Origin of the sequence: Nonomuraea sp. NPDC005730 (assembly GCF_040630865.1) — a bacterium.
In the GTDB taxonomy this organism is placed as follows: domain Bacteria; phylum Actinomycetota; class Actinomycetes; order Streptosporangiales; family Streptosporangiaceae; genus Nonomuraea.
The window spans coordinates 72,513-91,968 of record NZ_JBEXYK010000001.1 but is presented as its reverse complement, the minus strand read 5'-3'; the positions used below and the strand labels follow the sequence as shown (position 1 = coordinate 91,968).

General features: G+C 70.5%; 16 protein-coding genes. 5 read left to right on the top strand and 11 right to left on the bottom strand.

Translation table 11 applies throughout. The features are described 5' to 3' along the window. Window positions 1–4: 4 nt before the first annotated feature. The 5 genes from ptsP to ABZ444_RS00405 all read right to left on the bottom strand — a co-directional run bounded on the left by ptsP (window position 5) and on the right by ABZ444_RS00405 (window position 3,888). Window positions 5–1,669 (bottom strand): phosphoenolpyruvate--protein phosphotransferase, encoded by a 1,665-nt coding sequence (ptsP, locus tag ABZ444_RS00425; protein WP_357990564.1) that lies wholly within the window; start codon window positions 1,667–1,669, stop codon window positions 5–7. Further along, window positions 1,666–1,929, bottom strand: coding sequence for an HPr family phosphocarrier protein (locus ABZ444_RS00420; RefSeq protein WP_357970294.1), 264 nt, complete (start codon window positions 1,927–1,929; stop codon window positions 1,666–1,668). The genes ptsP and ABZ444_RS00420 overlap by 4 nt, the downstream gene beginning before the upstream one ends. A 179-nt stretch (window positions 1,930–2,108) precedes the next feature. Continuing rightward, on the bottom strand, window positions 2,109–2,555 hold the full coding sequence (locus ABZ444_RS00415) for a PTS glucose transporter subunit IIA (RefSeq protein WP_357990561.1): 447 nt from the start codon (window positions 2,553–2,555) through the stop codon (window positions 2,109–2,111). A gap of 10 nt (window positions 2,556–2,565) precedes the next feature. Beyond that, on the bottom strand, window positions 2,566–2,802 hold the full coding sequence (locus ABZ444_RS00410; RefSeq protein WP_352349299.1) for a PTS glucose/sucrose transporter subunit IIB: 237 nt from the start codon (window positions 2,800–2,802) through the stop codon (window positions 2,566–2,568). Window positions 2,803–2,853: 51 nt separating this feature from the next. Beyond that, entirely contained in the window at window positions 2,854–3,888 is a 1,035-nt protein-coding gene (locus ABZ444_RS00405) for an SIS domain-containing protein (protein WP_357990558.1), read from the bottom strand. Window positions 3,889–4,065: 177 nt separating this feature from the next. Here ABZ444_RS00405 and ABZ444_RS00400 point away from each other — a divergent pair, with 177 nt between their 5' ends. From ABZ444_RS00400 to ABZ444_RS00390, 3 genes are all read left to right on the top strand, one after another. Further along, on the top strand, window positions 4,066–4,806 hold the full coding sequence (locus tag ABZ444_RS00400; RefSeq protein WP_352349295.1) for a GntR family transcriptional regulator: 741 nt from the start codon (window positions 4,066–4,068) through the stop codon (window positions 4,804–4,806). Between the two features lie 69 nt (window positions 4,807–4,875). Further along, window positions 4,876–6,192, top strand: a complete 1,317-nt coding sequence (locus ABZ444_RS00395; RefSeq protein WP_357990555.1) for a PTS transporter subunit EIIC — start codon at window positions 4,876–4,878, stop codon at window positions 6,190–6,192. Between the two features lie 79 nt (window positions 6,193–6,271). Then, window positions 6,272–7,546, top strand: coding sequence for a PTS transporter subunit EIIC (locus ABZ444_RS00390; RefSeq protein WP_357990553.1), 1,275 nt, complete (start codon window positions 6,272–6,274; stop codon window positions 7,544–7,546). Between the two features lie 80 nt (window positions 7,547–7,626). On the opposite strand, the gene secA is transcribed toward ABZ444_RS00390, so the two are convergent. Continuing rightward, a complete protein-coding gene (secA, locus tag ABZ444_RS00385) occupies window positions 7,627–10,416 on the bottom strand; it encodes a preprotein translocase subunit SecA (RefSeq protein WP_357990550.1) in 2,790 nt (929 codons plus the stop codon). A 225-nt stretch (window positions 10,417–10,641) separates the two neighbouring features. On the opposite strand from secA, the gene ABZ444_RS00380 reads away from it, so the two are divergent. Beyond that, the gene (locus tag ABZ444_RS00380) at window positions 10,642–10,902 is read left to right on the top strand and encodes an HGxxPAAW family protein (RefSeq protein ID WP_357970282.1); all 261 of its coding nucleotides are present in this window, start codon (window positions 10,642–10,644) and stop codon (window positions 10,900–10,902) included. Window positions 10,903–11,429: 527 nt separating this feature from the next. Next, window positions 11,430–12,623 (top strand): crosslink repair DNA glycosylase YcaQ family protein, encoded by a 1,194-nt coding sequence (locus tag ABZ444_RS00375; RefSeq protein WP_357990547.1) that lies wholly within the window; start codon window positions 11,430–11,432, stop codon window positions 12,621–12,623. Window positions 12,624–12,963: 340 nt separating this feature from the next. Here ABZ444_RS00375 and ABZ444_RS00370 read toward each other — a convergent pair whose 3' ends face one another. The 5 genes from ABZ444_RS00370 to mtrB all read right to left on the bottom strand — a co-directional run bounded on the left by ABZ444_RS00370 (window position 12,964) and on the right by mtrB (window position 19,440). Then, a complete protein-coding gene (locus ABZ444_RS00370) occupies window positions 12,964–13,662 on the bottom strand; it encodes a response regulator transcription factor (protein ID WP_352326269.1) in 699 nt (232 codons plus the stop codon). A gap of 264 nt (window positions 13,663–13,926) precedes the next feature. Beyond that, window positions 13,927–14,592, bottom strand: a complete 666-nt coding sequence (gene raiA, locus ABZ444_RS00365) for a ribosome-associated translation inhibitor RaiA (protein ID WP_357990544.1) — start codon at window positions 14,590–14,592, stop codon at window positions 13,927–13,929. Window positions 14,593–15,218: 626 nt separating this feature from the next. Then, window positions 15,219–15,899, bottom strand: a complete 681-nt coding sequence (locus tag ABZ444_RS00360; protein ID WP_357990541.1) for a ComF family protein — start codon at window positions 15,897–15,899, stop codon at window positions 15,219–15,221. A 93-nt stretch (window positions 15,900–15,992) separates the two neighbouring features. Next, window positions 15,993–17,717 (bottom strand): LpqB family beta-propeller domain-containing protein, encoded by a 1,725-nt coding sequence (locus ABZ444_RS00355; protein ID WP_357990538.1) that lies wholly within the window; start codon window positions 17,715–17,717, stop codon window positions 15,993–15,995. Next, window positions 17,704–19,440 carry an MtrAB system histidine kinase MtrB gene (gene mtrB / locus ABZ444_RS00350; RefSeq protein ID WP_357990535.1) on the bottom strand — a complete coding sequence of 579 codons (1,737 nt, stop codon included), beginning with the start codon at window positions 19,438–19,440 and terminating at the stop codon, window positions 17,704–17,706. The genes ABZ444_RS00355 and mtrB overlap by 14 nt, the downstream gene beginning before the upstream one ends. Between the last annotated feature and the right edge of the window lie 16 nt (window positions 19,441–19,456).

The following is a 19,456-nucleotide window of genomic DNA, read 5'->3' as shown; positions in this document are numbered from 1 at the left end:
CCGTTCACACCCCCAGCGCCGCGAGCCCCGGCAGGTGGGTGCGCGCGACCGCGCGCGCGTTCGCCGCCGTGACCTGGGCCCGCGCGTTGCGCGCCGCCAGCCGGCACTGCTCCAGCGTGTGCGCGGCCAGCGCCGCCCGTACGCCCGCCAGCGCCCCCGCCCCCATCGACAGCGTGGTCGCCCCCAGCCCGACCAGCACGCACGCCAGAGCCGGGTCGGCGGCCGCCTCACCGCAGATGCCCACCGGCTTGCCGTGGCCGCAGGACATGGCGATCAGGTCGAGCAGCGCCGGCTGCCACGGGTCCTGGAGCCCGCTCACCGTGCCGAGCTGGCGGTCGGCGGCGAAGGCGTACTGGGCCAGGTCGTTGGTGCCGAGCGAGACGAAGTCCACCACCCCGGCCAGCTGCCCGGCCCGCAGCGCCGCCGACGGGATCTCGATCATGACGCCCACCTTGGACAACCCGCGCGCCCGGCAGGCGTCGGCGAACCATCTGGCCTCCTCGGCCGTGGCCACCATGGGCGCCATCACCAGCAGCTCGGCCGGCGCGTCCTCGGCCGCCGCCGCCAGCGCGCGCAACTGGGCGTCCATCACCTCGGGGAAGCGCCTGAACAGGCGCAGCCCGCGCTCCCCCAGCGCCGGGTTCGGCTCGGCGGGGGCGGGCAGGAACCGCAGCGGCTTGTCGGCGCCGGCGTCGAGCGTGCGCACGACCACGGTGGCGCCCGGCACGGCCTCCAGCGCCGCCCGGTAGGCCCGCTGCTGCTCCTCGACGGCCGGGGCCTCGGCCCTGTCGAGGAAGAGGAACTCGGTCCGGTAGAGCCCGACGCCCTCCGCCCCGGCGGCCAGCGCCTCCTCCAACTCGGCGGGGCCGGCGACGTTGGCCAGCAGCGGCACCGCGTGCCCGTCGGCGGTCCGGCCCGGCCCCTTGGCCGCGCCGATCGCCGCCCGCTTCGCCGCCGCCGCGTCCCGCGCCCCGGCCACATGATCGTCGGACGGCTCCAGGCTCACCTCGCCCGTCGTGCCGTCCACCAGGACCGGGACGCCGGCGGGGATGCCGGTCGCCCCCGGGCAGGCGACCACGGCGGGCACGCCCATCGCCCGTGCCATGATCGCGGTGTGGCTCGTGGGGCCGCCCTGCTCGGTGACGAACCCGGCCACGTCCCGCCTGGACAGCAGCGCCGTGTCGGCGGGCGCCAGGTCGGCCGCGACCAGCACGTACGGCACCTCGGGGGCGACCGGCAGACCCGGCATCGGGTGCCCGGTCAGCAGGGCGATCACCCGGTCCCTGATGTCGTCGAGGTCGGCGGCCCGCTCGCCCAGGTAGCCGCCGGCCCCGGTGAGCACGTCCCGGTACTTCGTGAACGCCTCGAAGACCGCCCGGGGAGCGGCGAGACCCCGGTCGATGAAGGTCCTGACCTTCACCACCAGACCGGGGTCCTCGGCCATCAGCGCCTGGGCCTTGAGGATCTCCTCGGCCTCGCCGCCCGCCTGGTTGCCGCGGGCCTCGAGCTCGCCCGCGACCTGGGAGAGCGCGGCCGCGGCCCGCTCCTTCTCCTGTTCCGCCTCACCGGTGTAGGTGCTGCCCTCGGGGGGTTCGGGCACAGAGGCGGTCAGAACGTACGCGGGGCCGTGCCCGATTCCCGGGCTGACCCCAACCCCCCGCAGGTTCATGGCGCTCCGGCGATCGTGGCCAGTTCGTCCAGGATCTCCTCGGAGCCGTCGCCCTCCGCCCGGATCACGACGGTCTCGCCCTGCCGGACGTCGAGCGCCATGATGGCGAGGATGCTCTTGCCGTTGACCGGGGCCCCGCCGCCGCTGGCCTTGGCGACGCTGATGTCCATCGGGGCCAGCTGGGCCCGTTTCACGAACGTCGCCGCGGGACGGGCGTGCAGACCCACCTCCGCCGCGACCGTGACCTTGCGCTCACCCATGAGCCTCTCCTTCTGTACCCGGTCCAGACCAGCTGGACTTTTGCGTGTATGGCGGCCGGCCGCTCGGGGTCGGGCCGGGCGCCGGCATGGCTGGGGCACGCCTATTGTGGCGTCTTCTGCCGGTACGACCGTGCCGATGAGGCGCCGTACGCCGATCTCGGGGACCGCGCCGACGGTGTCTACATCCATGTGAACAGCTCGTCCCCCACGTGCACCGCCCCCTGCACGATGCCGGTCACCGACTCCGAGAGGGCGTCCAGGGCCACGACGGGGCAGACCGGGGATCGTCCGCCGGCCTCGACGACGGACGGGTCCCACGCCACGACGGGCTGCCCCGCTCTGACCCTGTCGCCCTCGGCCGCCAGCAGCTGGAACCCCTTCCCCTTCAGCTGGACCGTGTCGATGCCCAGGTGCACCAGCACGCCCCTGCCGTCGTCCCCCACGATGACGTAGGCATGCGGATGCAGTTTCATAATCTTTCCCGCTATGGGGGCTACGGCCTTGCCGGGCCCCCGCAGCGGGTCGATCGCCGTTCCCGGTCCCACCATGCCCGCGGAGAAAACCGGATCGGGCACGGCGGCCAACCCCACAGCCGCCCCCTCGACCGGGGCGAGAACAGTCGTCATGGTCTCGCCCTTAGCCGATGATGTCCTCGATGTCGCTGGCGATCGTGTCCGCCTCGGGCCCCACGACGACCTGGACCACGTTCCCCGCGGCCATCACGCCGTGCGCCCCCGCCGCCTTGAGGGCGGCCTGGTCGACCTTGGACGCGTCGTGCACTTCGGTGCGCAACCGGGTGATGCAGGGCTCGATCTCGATGATGTTGTCGGCACCGCCGAGACCGGCGATGATCGCATTCACATCCGCCGCCATCCGGTCCTCCCTCGTTCCAACTCCGTGACCAGGCTAAACGAGGTGCCCCGCTCAGTCCGTCTGCGTGACCTTGTTGAGGCCGCGCGGCGAGTCGGGGTCGATGCCGAGACGCCGGGCCAGCGCTTCGGTGAGGAGCTGGCCGGGGATGATCAGGCCCATCGGCGCCACCCATTCGGGCAGGTCGGGGCCGTTCAGCGCGGCCGTGCCGGCCTGCGCGAGCGCGTCGCCGCCGCCGATCGTGTACGCCGCCGCGCCCGCCGCCACGACCCGCTCGGCCAGGGCCACCGTGCCGGACAGCGTGGGGCTGTTCTCGGCGGCCACCAGCAGCGCCGGGGTGTCGGCGTCGACCACGGCGATCGGGCCGTGCAGCAGGTCGGCGTAGGACAGGCCCATGGCGTGCAGGTAGCAGGCCTCCTTGAGCTTGAGCGCGGTCTCCAGGGCCGTGGAGAAGGCGAGCCCGCGTCCGGACACGACCACGCCCGGCTTGTCCAGCAGCCCCTCGACGACCGCGTCCAGGTCGCCCGGCTCGGCGATCAGCTTCTCGACCGCGTCGGGCACCCGCCGCAGGTCCTCGGCGTTCACGTCGGCGCCGAGGCCCAGCGCGAGCACGGCCAGCGCGGCGAGCTGCGTGGTGTAGGTCTTGGTCGCCGGGACGGCCTTCTCCTCGCCGGCCAGCGTGCACAGCGCAACGTCGGCCGCCTGGGCCAGCGGGCTGTCCTCGCCGCCGTTGGTGATGCCGACCGTCTTCGCGCCGCAGTCCTTGGCCCAGGCCAGGGTCTCGACGATCTCCTCCGTACGGCCCGACTGGGAGATCGCGACGGCCAGCACGCCGTCGAGGTCGAGCTTGCGCCGGTAGGTGGTCGCGATGGACGGCGCGGCCAGCGCGCCCATCCGGCCCGCGTGGGACTCGACCAGGTAGCGGCCGTAGACTGCGGCGTTGTCGGAGGTTCCACGCGCGATGAACAGCAGCTGGCGAGTCTGCTCGCCCACCGCCTTCACCTCGCCCACCCTGGGGAGCAGGGCGTCGAGCGTGGCCCGCAGCGCTTGCGGCTGCTCGGCGATCTCACTGCGCATCTTGGTGGTCATCCTGAGCTCATCCCTCGATTCATCCGGCGTCGGACTTGACCGTCTTTCGCGACATGTGGTCTAGTCCGGACTAGACCAGTACGAACCATAGCCCATGACCACCAAACAAGAAATCTGCCCATAGACTGCCGCACCACCAGATCCAGATTTCTTCTTTGCCGATCGAGGGGAGGATCCGTGGCGCACATCGATCCGGATAGCCCGGTGCCCAAGTACTTCCAGCTTCGCGAGATCCTGCTGGACCTCATTGACAGCAACGAGCTCAGCATCGGCGCGGCAATCCCGTCCGAGCGGGAGCTCTGCCAGCGGTTCGGCCTGTCCAGGATGACCGTACGGCAGGCCGTCGACCACCTGGTCTCCGAGGGCCGCCTGCACCGCGTGCCGGGCAAGGGCACGTTCGTGGCCAGGCCCAAGATCGAGCTGGCGCTGCAGCTCACGTCCTTCACCGACGACATGAGGGCGCGCGGGATGATCCCGGGCTCGCGCGACCTCGACCGCCGCATCGTGCGGGCCAGCGCTCACCTGGCCAAGGAGCTGGGGATCCAGCCGGGTGAGGAAGTGCACTTCATCGAACGCCTGCGCACGGCCGACGGCGAGCCGCTGTCCATCGAACGGGCACACATCCCGGTCAAGCTCGCCCCCGACCTGGCCGATGACGACCTGTCGGACAAATCGCTGTACGAGCTGCTGGAGAGCCGCTACGGGCTGGTCATGGACGCCGGCGAGCTCACCATCGACGGCGGCATCGCCGACCCGAGTGACGCCGACCTGCTGAAGCTGCCGCGCGGCGGCGCCGTGCTGCTGCTCCAGCGCAGGTCCTTCTCCGGCGGCGTCTGCGCGGAGCTCGGCGTGTCCACCTACCGCGCTGACCGCTATCAGCTGCGGACCATCCTCGAAATGCCCGTTAGACGGGGCTAAGGCCACTCCGCCGGGCCCGGACGGCCTGCCCGGCGGACGCCTGACTCCCACCCCCCGGAGGAACGCCCGGTGAACGAGACCACCGCCGCCGCCCGGCCTTCGCCGTTCGCACGCGTGATGAACGTGCTCCAGCGGCTGGGCCGCTCGCTGATGCTGCCCATCGCGGCCCTGCCCGCGGCCGCGCTGCTCTTCCGGTTCGGGCAGCCCGACATGCTGGGCTCCAACGGCCCCGCCCCCGGCGGCCTGGCCGACGTGCCCGGGTTCGCCTGGATGAGCCAGGTCGCCGAGGTGCTGGCCGCGGCCGGGGACGCGCTGTTCCAGAACCTGCCGCTGCTGTTCGCGGTGGGCGTGGCCATCGGCTTCGCCCGCAAGGCCGACGGCACCACGGCGCTCGCCGCCGTCGTCGGCTACCTGGTGTTCGACCGGGTGACCAAGGTGATGTTCTTCGGCTCCGACATCCGCGACACCGTGGCCATCCGCCAGGTGCAGGACCAGGGCATCAAAGAGGTCATCAACTACGGCATGCAGAACCCCACCAAGGTGCTCGGCGGCATCGTGATGGGCCTGGTCACCGCGCTCCTGTGGCAGCGCTTCCACCGCATCAAGCTGCCGCCGTGGCTGGCCTTCTTCGGCGGACGCCGGTTCGTGCCGATCATCACCTCCATCGTCGCGCTGCTCCTCGGCGTGCTGTTCGGCTGGCTCTGGCCGGTCCTCGGCGAGTGGATCCGGCACGCCGGCGAGGCCCTGGCCGCCATCGGCCCGATCGGCACCGGCATCTACGGCCTGATCAACCGCCTGCTCATCCCGCTCGGCCTGCACCACTTCGTGAACTCGGTCGTCTGGTACGTCGTGCCGCAGTGCGAGGTGGGCGGTCACGTGCTGGGCGGCGACTGGAACTGCTACTTCGGCGGCGCCCCGCACTCCGGCCAGTTCATGGCCGGCTTCTTCCCCGTCATGATGTTCGCCCTGCCCGCCGCCGCCCTGGCCATGTGGCGGGCCGCGCCCCCGCACCGCCGGGCCACGGTGGGCGGCATCATGCTCTCGGCCGGGCTGGCCTCGTTCGTCACCGGCATCACCGAGCCGATCGAGTTCGCGTTCATCTTCGTCGCGCCCGCACTGCTGGTCGCGCACGCCGTCCTGACCGGCCTGGCGATGGCGCTCACCACGCTCATCGGCGGGCAGCTCGGCTTCGGCTTCTCCGCGGGCCTGCTCGACATGCTGCTGAACGTCAGCAAGTCCAACACCCAGAACCTGCCCGGCATCCTGCTGCTCGGCCTGATCTACGGCGTCGTGTACTACGTCGTGTTCACCTTCCTCATCCGCAGGTTCGACATCATGACACCGGGCCGGGAACCCGAGCCCGACCTCGACTCCGGCGAGACCTAGCGCCCGTTTTCCGCCACGCCCGCCGTGGTAGGAACCTGGCATTCCCCCGCTGACGGACCACCGAGCGGGGGTGAGGACCATGGGCGCGTCGCCCTGGTCGGCGACGTTCGCGGTGCTGCAGCGCATCGGCCGCTCGCTCATGATGCCCATCGCCGTACTGCCCGCCGCCGGCCTGCTCTTCCGCTTCGGCCAGGACGACCTGCTCGGCAAGGACGGCCTCGGCGGCCTCCTGCCCTGGATGCTGCCCGTCGCCAACGTCCTGGCCGCGGCCGGCGGCGCCCTGTTCGACAACCTGCCCGTCCTGTTCGCGATCGGCGTCGCGATCGGGTTCGCGCGCAAGTCCGACGGCTCCACCGCCCTCGCCGCCCTGGTCGGCTACCTGGTGTTCGACCGCGTCAGCCGCACGCTCTTCTACGACGCGGGCCACGGCGCGGTCTACGACAAGGTCATCGTCACCACCCCTCAGGGCCCGATGCTCAACCTCGGCGCCCAGAACCCCACCGGCGTGCTCGGCGGCATCGTCATCGGCATCACCGCGGCGCTGCTCTGGCAGCGCTTCTACCGGCTGAAACCGCCCCCGTGGCTGGCCTTCTTCGGCGGACGCCGCTCGGTCCCGATCATCACCGCCGTCGCCGCACTGGTGCTCGGCGTCGTGTTCGGGCTGGTCTGGCGTCCGGTGGGCGACTGGCTGTCCGGCGTGGGCGACTGGCTCTCGGCCCACGGGACCGCGGGCACCGGCATCTACGGCGTGGCCAACCGCCTGCTGATCCCCGTCGGCCTGCACCACTTCCTCAACACCATCGTCTGGTTCACCCTGCCCGAGTGCCACGCCGGCGTGAACGGCGCCACCCGGAACGCCGCCGGCGACCTGAACTGCTACTTCGCCGGCGAGCAGGGCGCCGGCATCTTCATGACCGGCTTCTTCCCCGTCATGATGTTCGGGCTGCTCGGGGCCGCCATCGCCATGTGGCGGGCGGCTCCGCCGGAACGCCGCAAGTCCGTGGGCGGCATCATGTTGTCGGCGGGGCTGACGGCATTCATCACCGGCATAACCGAGCCGCTGGAATTCGCCTTCATTTTCGTGGCGCCGGTGCTTTTCGTGGTGCACGCCCTGCTGACCGGGCTGTCGATGGCCCTGATGGCGGAATTGGGCGCGCGGCTCGGCTTCACCTTCTCCGGCGGGGCCATAGACATGCTGCTGAACGCCAGCAAATCGAACACCCACCGGCTCGGGCTGATCATCGGCTTCGGGCTGCTGTATTTCGTTCTCTATTATCTGATCTTCGCGTTCCTGATCCGCCGACTGAACATCCCCACCCCCGGTCACGAACCCCCCGCCCCGCCGGCTCCCTAGTCGCCCCCGCGCGAACGACGAAGCCCCCGTCCCCCTGCTCGCGCAGGGGGCGGGGGCCCGCTCAGGCTCGCCTCAGCGTGTCAGACGGCGTTCTTCGGGTCGCCGTGGCAGCGCTTGTACTTCTTGCCCGACCCGCAGGGGCAGGGCGCGTTGCGCTCGACGTTCCCGTACGCGGCCCGCTCGGCCGACGTGGTGGCTACCCGCGTGTGCTCGACGTCGCCCTGCTCGCCGGGGGCGGAGTATTCGAGCTCGGTCGGGCGCTGCGGCGCGCGCAGGGCGGTGGAGATGATCGACCGCGTCTCGGTGACCGCGGCGTCCTCCTCCTCGACGATCGGGTTCTCCTGCACCTCGACCTCGAGGTTGAACAGGAAGCCGACGGAGTCCTCCTTGATGCCCTCCAGCATCGCCGAGAACATCTCGAAGCCCTCGCGCTGGTACTCGATCTGCGGGTCCTTCTGCGCGTAGGCCCGCATGCCGATGCCCTCGCGCAGGTAGTCCATCTCGTAGAGGTGCTCGCGCCACTTGCGGTCGAGCACCGACAGGATGACCTGGCGCTCGAAGTTACGCGTGGCCTCGGCCCCGAGCTGCTCCTCGCGCCTGGCGTACGCCTCCAGGGCGTCTGCCTTGATCTTCTCGGAGATGAACTCGGCGGTCAGCTCCTCGCGGCTGCCGGCCTCCTCGACGAGGTTGTCGATCGTGACCGTGACGGGGTAGAGATCGCCGAACGCCTTCCACAACCTGTCGAGGTCCCACTCCTCGGCGAAGCCCTCGGAGGTGGCGCCCGCGACGTAGCCGTCGATCACGTCGCCGACGAAGCCGCGCACCTGCTCGTGCAGGTCGGCGCCCTCCAGCACGCGGCGGCGCTCGGAGTAGATCACCTTGCGCTGCCGGTTCATGACCTCGTCGTACTTCAGAACTTCCTTGCGGATCTCGAAGTTCTGCTGCTCGACCTGGTGCTGGGCGGAGGCGATGGCCTTGGAGACGATGCCCGACTCGATCGGCTGGTCGTCGGGGATGCTCAGCCTGTTCATGATCATCTCGACCCTGGCCGCGTTGAACAGGCGCATCAGGTCGTCGCCGAGCGAGAGGTAGAAGCGCGACTCACCGGGGTCGCCCTGACGGCCGGAACGGCCGCGGAGCTGGTTGTCGATGCGTCGCGACTCGTGGCGCTCGGTGCCCAGCACGTAGAGGCCGCCGAGCTGGGTGACCTCGTCGTGCTCGGCCTTGACGGCCGCCCTGGCCTTCTCCAGCGCCTCGGGGTAGGCCTTCTCGTACTCCTCCGGCGTCTCGACCGGGTCGAGGCCGCGCTGGCGCAGCTCGAGGTCGGCGCGGAACTCGGAGTTGCCGCCGAGCATGATGTCGGTGCCTCGACCGGCCATGTTCGTGGCGACGGTGACGGCGCCCTTGCGGCCCGCCTCGGCGACGATCGCGGCCTCACGCGCGTGGTTCTTCGCGTTGAGCACCTCGTGCACCACGCCGCGGCGCTTGAGCGCCTTGGACAGCCGCTCGGACTTCTCCACCGAGGTCGTGCCGACGAGGACCGGCTGCCCGGCGTCGTGGCGCTCCTTGATGTCCTCGACCACCGCGTTGAACTTGGCGTCCTCGGTCTTGTAGACCACGTCGGGCTGGTCCTTGCGGACCATCGGCCGGTTGGTCGGGATCGGCACCACGCCGAGCTTGTACGTCTGGTGGAACTCGTTGGCCTCGGTGACCGCCGTACCGGTCATGCCGGACAGCTTGGCGTAGAGGCGGAAGTAGTTCTGGAGGGTGACCGTGGCGAGAGTCTGGTTCTCGTCCTTGATCTTCACACCTTCCTTGGCCTCGATGGCCTGGTGCATGCCCTCGTTGTAGCGCCGGCCGTGCAGCACGCGGCCGGTGAACTCGTCGACGATGAGCACCTCGCCGTCGGCGACGATGTAGTCCTTGTCCTTCTTGAACAGCTCTTTCGCCTTGAGCGCGTTGTTGAGGAAGCCGACCAGGTGGGTGTGCTCGGGCTTGTAGAGGTTGTCGATGCCGAGCCAGTCCTCGACCTTCTCGACGCCGGCCTCCAGGACGCCGACCGTGCGCTTCTTCTCGTCGACGATGTAGTCGCCGGTGCTCTCCTCGCCCGGGTTCTTCGCCTCGACGCCCTTGCGCAGCCTGGGAACGATCTTGGCGAACTCGCTGTACCACTTGCCCGACTGCTCGCCGGGGCCGGAGATGATCAGCGGCGTGCGGGCCTCGTCGATGAGGATCGAGTCGACCTCGTCGACGATGGCGTAGTGGTGGCCACGCTGGACGCACTCCTCCAGCGACCACGCCATGTTGTCGCGGAGGTAGTCGAAGCCGAACTCGTTGTTGGTGCCGTACGTGATGTCCGCTTCGTACTGCTTGCGCCGCTCGTCCGGCGCCTGGCCGGAGAGGATCATGCCGACTTCCATGCCCAGGAACCGGTAGACGCGGCCCATGTTCTCGGCGCCGACCTTGACCAGGTAGTCGTTGACGGTGATGACGTGGACGCCGTTGCCCGCCAGCGCGTTGAGGTAAGCCGGCAGCGTACAGGTCAGGGTCTTGCCCTCACCCGTCTTCATTTCGGAGATGTTGCCCATGTGCAGGTTGGCCCCGCCCATGATCTGCACGTCGAAGTGCCGCTGGCCGAGCACGCGGCGGGCCGCCTCGCGCACGGTCGCGAACGCCTCGGGAAGCAGATCGTCGAGGCTCTCGCCGTCGGCGTAACGCTGCTTGAACTCGTCGGTCAGCGCGCGCAACTCCGCGTCGGACAGGCTCGTGAAGTCGTCCTCGATGGAGTTGACCTGATCGGCGATCCGCTTGAGCTTGCGCAGAGTCTTGCCTTCGCCGGCACGTAGGATCTTGTCGAGAATGGCTGCCACTTTATGTAAAGCTCCTCGCAGGTCTACCCCGGCGGCGCCGCCAGGAGGAGAGGCCGAGACAAACTTCCCCGGTTGCCATCGTAGGCGGTTCCGCAACCAGACACAGCCACCGTGACGACGAGGGCGCCGGACACGTCTGGGAGAATGGGGCCAAGGCAGAGGGTATGCCGGTTGAGCGCCGGTTCGCACCAATAGCGGGATATCCGGCAAAGGAAGGATTTAGTCATGGTTGAGGGGAAGAAGTCCGAGCACACCGAGAATCTCGGCAACCACGGCGGGCGCGCCTCCTCGTGGCTGGCCGTGACTGTCATGGTGGTGGGCACCATCGTGGCCGGCTTCGGGCTGACGGCCGACAACTGGACGCTGGTCTGGGTCGGTGCCGGCGTGTTCGTCGTCGGCGGCATCCTCGCCCTCGTCTTCGACATCTTCACGGACGTGGTGATCGACGCGCCCCGCGTCGGCATGCGCGCCGAAGACCACCGCTGACCCACCCGGCACACGGCGGGCCCCGACGAACCGGGCGCCCGCCGTTCCCATGCCCGGCCCGCTCCTGACTCTTTGTTCTCGGCATCCAATTCCCCAAACCCGGTACATCGGCGTGTCGCCCCCGCCTGCCCCTGCCCCTCTCGGCCCCGGCCTGCCTGCCCCTACGCCTGCCCCTCGCTCGGTCCGGCCTGCGCCTTGCTCGGCGGGCCCGCTCCTGCCCCCTGCCCCTCGCGCCGCACCCGCCTGCCCGTGCCCCCTCTCGGCCCGGCTTGCCCCCTGCCCCTCGCTCGGCTCGGCCTGCCCTTTCCCCTGCCCCTCGCGCCGCACTCGCCTTCTTCCCGATGCCTGCCCCTCGCTCCGGCCCCCGCCTGTCCCTGCCCCCCGCCTGCCGCCGCGCTCAGCGCGTTGCTCGCGGCCCGCTCCGCGTCCGGGGTGTACCGGGGGCGGGCCGATTTTGTCGGTGGGCGCCGCTAAATTCCTCCCATGGATAGCCCTACCGTCCCCCAAAGCCGTCCGGGGTTCGCCGCATGACGAACGTGACCGACCTGACCGCCGACGAGGCGCGCCGGGTCATCCTGCGTGCCCAAGGGCTCATCGGCGCCGACGCGCGCAAGGCCGGGGTACGCGGCATGCTTCGCCGGCTCGGCGCCGTACAGCTCGACACGATCTCCGTCCTGGCCCGCTCCCACGAGCTGGTCGCCTACGCGCGCCTCGGCGCGGTGGGCAGGCCCGCGGTCGAGCGCGCCTACTGGCACGATCCCGCCCAGAGCTTCGAGTACTGGTGTCACGCCGCCTGCATCCTGCCCATCGAGCACTGGCCGCTCTACGCCTTCCGGCGCCGCGCCTACCGCGACCGGCGCTACCGCTGGCACGAGGTGCCCGACAGCGTCGACAAGCTGCTGCAGCAGGTGCGCGACTCGGGCCCGCTCACGACGTCCGACGTCGGCGGCGCCAAGAACGGCGGCCCGTGGTGGGACTGGTCCGACTCCAAGATCGGGCTGGAGTGGCTGCTCGACATCGGTGAGATCACCTGCGTGCGCCGGGTCGGCTGGCGCCGCGTCTACGACCTGACCGAGCGCGTCGTGCCCGCCGACCTGCTGGCCGACGACCTGTCCGACGAGGAGTGCGTCGTCCTGCTGGCCGCCATCGCGGGCCGGTCGCTCGGGGTGGCCAACCGTACCGACCTGCTCGACTTCCTGCGGCTCAAGGGCAAGTACGCGGCGATGCTCGACCAGGCGCTGCTCAGCGGCGCCGCCGGGCTGGTGCCGGTCAAGGTGGCGGGCTGGCCGGCCAAGAGGGGCCACGCCGACGCGTGGGCCGACCCGCAGGCGCTGGAGTCCGAGCCGCGCGGCCGCCATCGCACGACGCTGCTGTCGCCGTTCGACTCCCTGATCTGGCACCGCGGCCGCACCGAGCGCGTCTTCGGCTTCAAGTACCAGCTTGAGCTCTACGTGCCCAAGGAGAAGCGCGTCCACGGCTACTTCACGATGCCCGTGCTGGCCGGGGGCCGCCTGATCGGCCGGGTCGACCCGGCTCGTGAGGGCACCACCCTGGTCGCCCGCCAGGTCCACCTGGAGCCCGGCCTGTCCCCCGCCAAGTGGGCCGACGCCCTGCGCGACGCCCTGTGGTCGGCCGCCGAGTGGGTGGGCTGCGACGCCGTACGCGTCGAACGCACCGACCCTCCGGAGCTCGCCCATCTCCTGGCCGCGCCCCGGCCGTAGACGATCAGCGGGGTGGGCGGCGGGCCGGCGCCTGCGGCCGCGCCCGCCACGGCCGGAGAAGGGGAACAGGGGACGCGGGACTACGATCGCGCCGGGTCACCGTCCCCGAAGAACGGCTTCGGCGGCGCGGCCGGCATGCTCCGCGCGGACCCGCACCACAGTCACGTGATCACGCGACCGGCGGCCTCCGCACGAGCCTGCACCACGGCCGAGTGATCGCGCGGCCTCCGCACGAGCCCGCGCCACAGTCAGGTGATCGCGCGGTCAGCAGCCTCCGCACGGGAGCGCACCACGTGATCGGAGGCGCGGTCGGCGGCCTCCGCACGGGCTCGGGCCAGGGTCAGGTGATCTCCAGCATGCGTTCGCGTACCGCGTAGACCACCGCTTCCATCCGCGAGTGCAGCTGGAGCTTGTCGAGGATGTTGCGGACGTGGTTCTTCACCGTGTTCTCGGAGATGAACAGCTGCTTGGCGATCTCACGGTTGTTCATGCCCTTGGCGACCAGGCGCAGGACCTCCATCTCGCGGTCGGTCAGCCGGGGCACGGGCAGCTGCGGCGGGCGTTCGGCCTCCTTGCGGCTCATGTTCGCGAACTCGCTGATGAGCTTGGCGGCCATCGCCGGGTTGATTAAGGACTGGCCCTCGTGCACGCCGCGCACCGCGGCGGGCACGTCGTTGATCTGCACGTCCTTCAGCAGGTAACCGGTGGCGCCGGCCTTGATGGCCTCGAAGAGGTCCTCCTCCTCGTCGCTCACCGTCAGCATGATGATGCGGGTGCTCGGGACGGACGCCCTGATGCTCTTGGTCGCCTCGATCCCGTCCTGCCGGGGCATGCGCACATCCATCAGCGCGACGTCGGGCATGAGGCGATCGGCCAGTTCGACCGCCTCCTGCCCGTCGCTCGCCTCACCGACCACCTCGATGTCGGGCTCCGCGGCCAGCGTCAACGCCAGGCTTCGCCGGATCAGCTCGTGATCGTCAACGATCAGCACGCGGATCGGCTCGCTGTCTGCCGTGCGGACCTCGCCGGACTCGGTCACGAGCCCTCCTCGGTCCGGCTTGCGCCTGCCTTGCTCACGGGGAACCTGCTCATCGGACGGCCGCTCCGCTGTCACGCCCGGTCGGGGCCGTAGCGGCGGTCCGCATGGCGGTTGTCCCGTCAGTACCCTCGCTTCGCTCGCTCATCTGAACCTGACTGAGCTCGCTCACGTCTCCTCCTCGTCGGGGGGCCAGAGCCGTCGGACCGCCATGATGGCACGTATGGCACGGTCCTCGGGTGGTCGAGAAGATCTTCCGGTGTGCGATCAGGGCTCTACGAGCCGCAACACGCCGTAGTTGTACCCGCGCCGGTTGTAGACCACGCTCGGCAGGCCGCTCTCCTTGTCACGGAACAGGTAGAAGTCGTGCCCGACCAGTTCCATCTCGAGCATGGCCTGGTCGATGGTCATGGGTTCCGCTCTGTGGAACTTCTCCCGCACGACGAGCGGACCGTCGCCGTCCATCTCGATCGGGACGATGTCGTCGTCGAGCTTCTCCTCCTGCACCGGCAGGTCCTCGTAGGACTCGGCCGGCTCGGGGACGGACTTGGTTCCCCGGCGCGGCGGGCCGGCGACGTCAGGGAGCGTCGCGGTGAGCTCCGCCACCGAGGGCGGGCAGTGGTTGCCGTGATGGACCTTGCGCCGGTCGGCCAGCCTGCGCAGACGGCCTTCCAGCTTGTCGAGGGCTAGGTCGAGGGCTACGAACCGGTCGTCGGCCGAGGCTTCGGCGCGGATGGCCGGGCCTTTCGAATGGATGGTGAGTTCGACGCGCTCGCGCTGGTCGGCGAGGCGAGGGTTGCGTTCTTTGGACACCTCCACATCGACTCGGATGAGTTTGTTGTCCAGACGTTCGATCCTGGCCAGCTTGGTCGTCACCTGGTCTCGGAACCGGTCACTCACTCCTGTGTGCCGACCCTTGACGATGATGTCCATGCAACAGCCCCCCTTCGTCTAACGACTGAGCAAGAGCGCCCGACGATGTGCGTACCGGACGGGGTTTCCTGTCCGCCTCTCTGTCACCGCTACCCTCTTCCGCCACGACGTCACCGGGTTCTCGGGTGGCACCCGTCCGGCCGACCTGGTCTTCGACCCCACATTCGCCTGCTGAGGATTTCGCAGCTCTGTTGCCACTACTGCCCTTCTCTTCTGGCGAGGGACATCTGGACCCTCGGGAAGGCAGGACTTACCCCTAAGCCGCACCGTGATCGGTCGACAAAGAGTCGCCTTACGTGGACCGTTTTGCCTGCGGCTGGCCTCGGCTAGCAGAGCCGGGGACACCGACTCTGCGCAACCACGGACCCGGACGGGTGCCATGTCAGAACGCTATCCGCATCCTGGGCGAATGTCAGCCGGAGGCTCTGCCAAAGGATCACTTTCCGTGATTTTCCCGGGGTTCCGGACGCCCGAATGACCCCGGTGCCACCGCACGCCGACCCCTGTGGCCACGCGACTTCCGGCCGCCTGAGCTGTGCCGCCTCTTCTTCCCGGGAAGAGACATCCCCCCTTCAAGACGTCCCCAAGAATTGGATCTTTCTTTACCGACAGTGATGCCGAGCATTTCAAGATCTTCGGCGTGTCGCGGCGACGGTGGCCGCCATCGGCACCCGCAGGCCGGCGGCGCGCAGTGCTCGCGCGGCTTCGGTGAGCGAGGCGCCGGTGGTCAGGACGTCGTCCAGCAGCAGCGCAGACGGCGCTGGAGGGCCTTTCGCGCGCCCGGCCACACAGAGGGACCCGGCGAGGTTCGCGGCGCGCTGCGTGGAGCTCAGGCCCGCCTGGTCGGACACCCGCCGAGTCTGCCGCAGCACCGCCCACGGCTCGGCCCGCACGCCCGACGCGACCAGGTGACGGGCGACGAGCACCGCCAACCGGCCCATGGGATCGTGCCCCCGGACCCGCAGCGCCCTCCTCGCGCTCGGCACCGGCACGACGGCGAACGGCCCCCGCGCCCACCCGGCCCCGGCCCCCGCCGCCGCGCCCAGCGCCGTGAGCACGGTGAACGCCAGCACCTGCGCCAGCACCCCGGCCAGCCCCACCGCACCCCGCTCCTTGTACGCCAGGACCGCCGCGCGGGCCGCGCCCTCGTACGGAGCGGCCGACCAGCACTCGGGCAGGCCGGGCGGCCTCGGTTCAGGCCCGCGCCTGGCGGGGGCGGCCGCCATCCAGGCCGCGCACCCGGCGCAGCACCGCGCCCCGACACCGCCGCAGCCCACACAGGACTGCGGCAGGAACACATCAAGCACCCCCGCCAACACGCCGCCCAGCATGCCCCCCGCCACCGACAGTTCCGCGGCTTACGGAACGCGCCCCGGCTCAGCGGAAGGGAGGAGGTGTTCTCAGCCCAGGGGGAAGAACGGGTTCTTGGCGTTGGGTTCGATCTTGCTGGTCCAGCCCTGCCGGTCCTGGTTGAGCTCGATGATCTTGGGGCCCTTGTCGGTGCTCGCCTCCGCGAGCACCCGCCCGCTCAGCGCCGTCACCCCCGCCAGCCGGTCCTTCAGCGGGATCCCGATGGTCTCGCCGTCACCGACGTCGATCTCGTTCAGGATCTGCCCGGCCTTGCTCTTGATGAGGACCAGCAGGTGCTCGTCGTCCTCCCAGGCGATGTCCTCGATCTCGTACTCGACCTCCGTCGAGGTCAGCGTCTGGAGGTTGCCGAGCATGGGCCCGTTGAGCCCCTCGCTCAGCGCCCCGAGCTGCACGGTGTTCTTGCCGGTGCGCAGGGCCACCCGCACGCCGTCCCTGGCGATCCGGAACGCGGTGACGTCGAGGCCGTCGAGCCCGGGGGCCGAGACGCGCTCGGGGCCGCGCCCGCCGTTGGGGTCGTACCGCAGGACCACCTTGTTGTGCTGGTCGAAGGTCCACAGGGAGCCGTCGCGGCGCCAGGTGGGGTCGGTGAGGTCGGCGCCCTCGATGACCTGCTGCCAGCGGCCCTCGGGGGTGAGCCCGGCGACGGAGATGCCGGTGGAGGTGCGCGCCGCGACGATCGCGCCGGTCTGCTGCGTGGACAGCGCGAACGCCTTGAAGTCGGTGTTCCCCTCCCCCGCCGGCCCGGACACGGCGACGCCCGGCCCCTCGTTGCTCATGACGTGCACGGACCCCTTGCTGGTGTAGTACGGCGTGCCACCGCCGTTGTCCAGCCAGTGGGCCTCCAGGTTGGGCGGCTCGGTCCAGTACTGCTCGCCGTCGACCTGCACCTCGATGGTGCGGCTGTTGGCGACCTTGTTGTTGGTCAGGCTGTACTTGAGCTGCGCCACCAGGGCGGCCTTCTCGCCCAGGTCGAGCGGCAGGAGTGGGCCCGAGAAGTTGACCAGGACGCGGTCTTCGCCGGTGCCGACCGACTCGACCCGCGTGCCCTCGGGGAACACGGTGCCCACGGCGCCGCGCAGCGCGCTGCTCGGCCCCTTGAGCAGCCGCTTGACGATGGTCTGGGCGAAGGTCTCGGTCGGCTTGAGCCGCAGGCACACCCGGTCGACGACCAGGCGCTCGCGGGCGCTGTTGAGGTAGTACAGGTTGGTCAGCCGGTACGCCCGCGCCACGTCGGACTTGGTGAGCAGCAGCCCGTCCGGCAGGTCGTCGACCCGGTAGACGCCCCGGGCGTCCTTCTTCAGCACGAACAGCCGCTCGGGCGCGTTCCCCGACAGCGGCACGTACGCGTCGTCGGGGTCGATGCGGGCGACCTGCTTGCCCTTGAGCCCGTACGTCTCCGCCTCGTCGCCCTCCCCCGGGTACTCCACCTGGTACGCGTCCTCGATCACCGTCACCGGCCCGGACGCCTTCCACTTGGCCTGGGCCTTGGGCGTCAGGTACCTGGCCAGCACGGCGGGGTCGTCGGGGTAGGCCGCCATGGCCGCCTGGAGCCCCTTGATGAGCAGCTCGGGGTCCCAGTCGTCGCGCGGCGGGATGGCGATCATGCGCTGGAACGGCTTGTTCAGCGGATCGCCGCCCCCGGTGTCGCTCACCGTGTACGGCCCGCTCACCGGGATCACGGTGCACCCCGAGCCCGCGCAGGCCACGGCCGCGGCCAGGGCGACCGCGGCCCCGACCCGTCTAGTCCTCCTCATGGCCGCCTCCGTCCCCCGAGGCCGGGAGCAGCACCGGCGTCATGTGGCTGCGCCACGTGCGCCGCATCTCGATCTCGGGCGGCACCAGCGACAGCGGCGAGCCCTTCAGGTCGGCCCCGCCCAGCCTGGGCAGCGTGAGGCGGAACTGCGAGCCCTCGCCCGGCTGCCCCCACGCCTGCAGCCAGCCGCCGTGGAGCGTTGCGTCCTCGCGGGAGATGGCCAGGCCGAGCCCGGTGCCGCCGATGGTCCTGGCCCTGGACGGGTCGGCCCGCCAGAACCGGTCGAACACCATCGTCTCCTCGCCCGGCTTGAGCCCGATCCCGTGGTCGCGCACGGCGACGGCGACGGCGTCCCGGTCGGCCCCCACGGTCACCACGATCTCCCTGCCCTCGCCGTGCTCGATGGCGTTGAACAGCAGGTTGCGCAGGATGCGCTCGACGCGGCGGTTGTCGACCTCGACCATGCACGGCTCGTGCGGCAGGCGGATGTCGAAGCGGGTGGAGTGGCGCTCGGCCAGCGCCTCGGAGTCGGCGATGGCCCGGTGGACGACGTCGCGCATGTCCACGGAGTCGATGTCGAGCGTGGCGGCGCCGGCGTCGTAGCGGCTGATCTCCAGCAGGTCGGCCAGCATCGACTCGAACCGTTCGAGCTGGGCCTGCATCAGCTCGGCCGAGCGGGCGGCCATGGGGTCGAAGTCCTCGCGGGCGTCGTACAGCAGGTCGGCGGCCATACGGACGGTGGTCAGCGGCGTGCGCAGCTCGTGGGAGACGTCGGAGACGAACTGGCGCTGGACCTGCGACAGCTCCTCAAGCTGGTGGATCTTGAGCGCCAGGTTGGCGGCCATCTCGTTGAACGAGTTCGCCAGCCGGGCGAGGTCGTCCTCGCCGCGCACCTTGAGGCGTTCGTCCAGCTTGCCGGCGGCCAGGCGCTCGGCGGCCTGGCGGGCCAGCCGCACGGGCGTGACGACCTGCCGGGCGACCAGGTACGCGATGGCGGCCAGCAGCAGGACGAGCCCGAGCCCCACCACGACGATGGCCAGCCGGACGTTGGACAGCAGCTCCTCTTCCTCACTGAACGGGAAGAAGTGGTAGACCTGGTAGTCCTCGCCGGTCATGGGCTCGTGCACGACGCCGCCGACCACGTACGTCAGCGTGGCCTGGCCCTGCCCGGCGAACCTGATCGACTCGATCTGGGCCTCGGTCTTGCCGTACTCGGCCCGGTTCATGTACTTCTGCAGGCGCTGCCGGAGCGAGGCGGGCACGTCGGCCTGCACCACCCGGCCCGAGGCCCGCGACATGCCGGGCGTGGCCTCGTTGAGTATGAGCACGTCGTAGCGCTTCTTGGAGCCGTCCTCGCCCGACCCGGTGACGGTGTCCATGACCTCGTCGAGCGGGTTGACCTTCTGGTCGGTGTCGGGGGCCTTGGCGCCGTCGTCGGAGGGCGGGATCAGCGCGTCGGCGATCTGCAGCCGGTCGGCGTACGCCTCGTTGAGCGACGACTGCTGGCTGCTCTCGACCACGGACCTGTTGATCTCGTCGGACAGGAACGTGCCGAGGACGACCACGACGGTCACGGAGATCACCAGCGTGCTGGTGACCACCTGGAGCTGGAGCGAGCGCCGCCACACGCTGCGCACCCGGCCCGCCGCACGGCGCACCCTCCGGCGGACGCCGCCGAGAATCTGGCGGATCGTCCGGCGGCGAGGCTTCTTGGTCGGGGGCATGGCGGGGCGGGGCGAA

Excerpts from the sequence above, each read along its gene's own strand:
- ABZ444_RS00410 (WP_352349299.1), bottom strand. The coding sequence starts at position 2,802 with ATGGCGGCGGATGTGAATGCGATCATCGCCGGTCTCGGCGGTGCCGAC.
- ABZ444_RS00375 (WP_357990547.1), top strand. The coding sequence starts at position 11,430 with ATGACGAACGTGACCGACCTGACCGCCGACGAGGCGCGCCGGGTCATC.
- raiA (WP_357990544.1), bottom strand. The coding sequence starts at position 14,592 with ATGGACATCATCGTCAAGGGTCGGCACACAGGAGTGAGTGACCGGTTC.
- ptsP (WP_357990564.1), bottom strand. The coding sequence starts at position 1,669 with ATGAACCTGCGGGGGGTTGGGGTCAGCCCGGGAATCGGGCACGGCCCC.
- ABZ444_RS00405 (WP_357990558.1), bottom strand. The coding sequence starts at position 3,888 with ATGACCACCAAGATGCGCAGTGAGATCGCCGAGCAGCCGCAAGCGCTG.
- ABZ444_RS00390 (WP_357990553.1), top strand. The coding sequence starts at position 6,272 with ATGGGCGCGTCGCCCTGGTCGGCGACGTTCGCGGTGCTGCAGCGCATC.
- ABZ444_RS00355 (WP_357990538.1), bottom strand. The coding sequence starts at position 17,717 with ATGAGGAGGACTAGACGGGTCGGGGCCGCGGTCGCCCTGGCCGCGGCC.
- ABZ444_RS00380 (WP_357970282.1), top strand. The coding sequence starts at position 10,642 with ATGGTTGAGGGGAAGAAGTCCGAGCACACCGAGAATCTCGGCAACCAC.
- ABZ444_RS00415 (WP_357990561.1), bottom strand. The coding sequence starts at position 2,555 with ATGACGACTGTTCTCGCCCCGGTCGAGGGGGCGGCTGTGGGGTTGGCC.
- ABZ444_RS00420 (WP_357970294.1), bottom strand. The coding sequence starts at position 1,929 with ATGGGTGAGCGCAAGGTCACGGTCGCGGCGGAGGTGGGTCTGCACGCC.
- mtrB (WP_357990535.1), bottom strand. The coding sequence starts at position 19,440 with ATGCCCCCGACCAAGAAGCCTCGCCGCCGGACGATCCGCCAGATTCTC.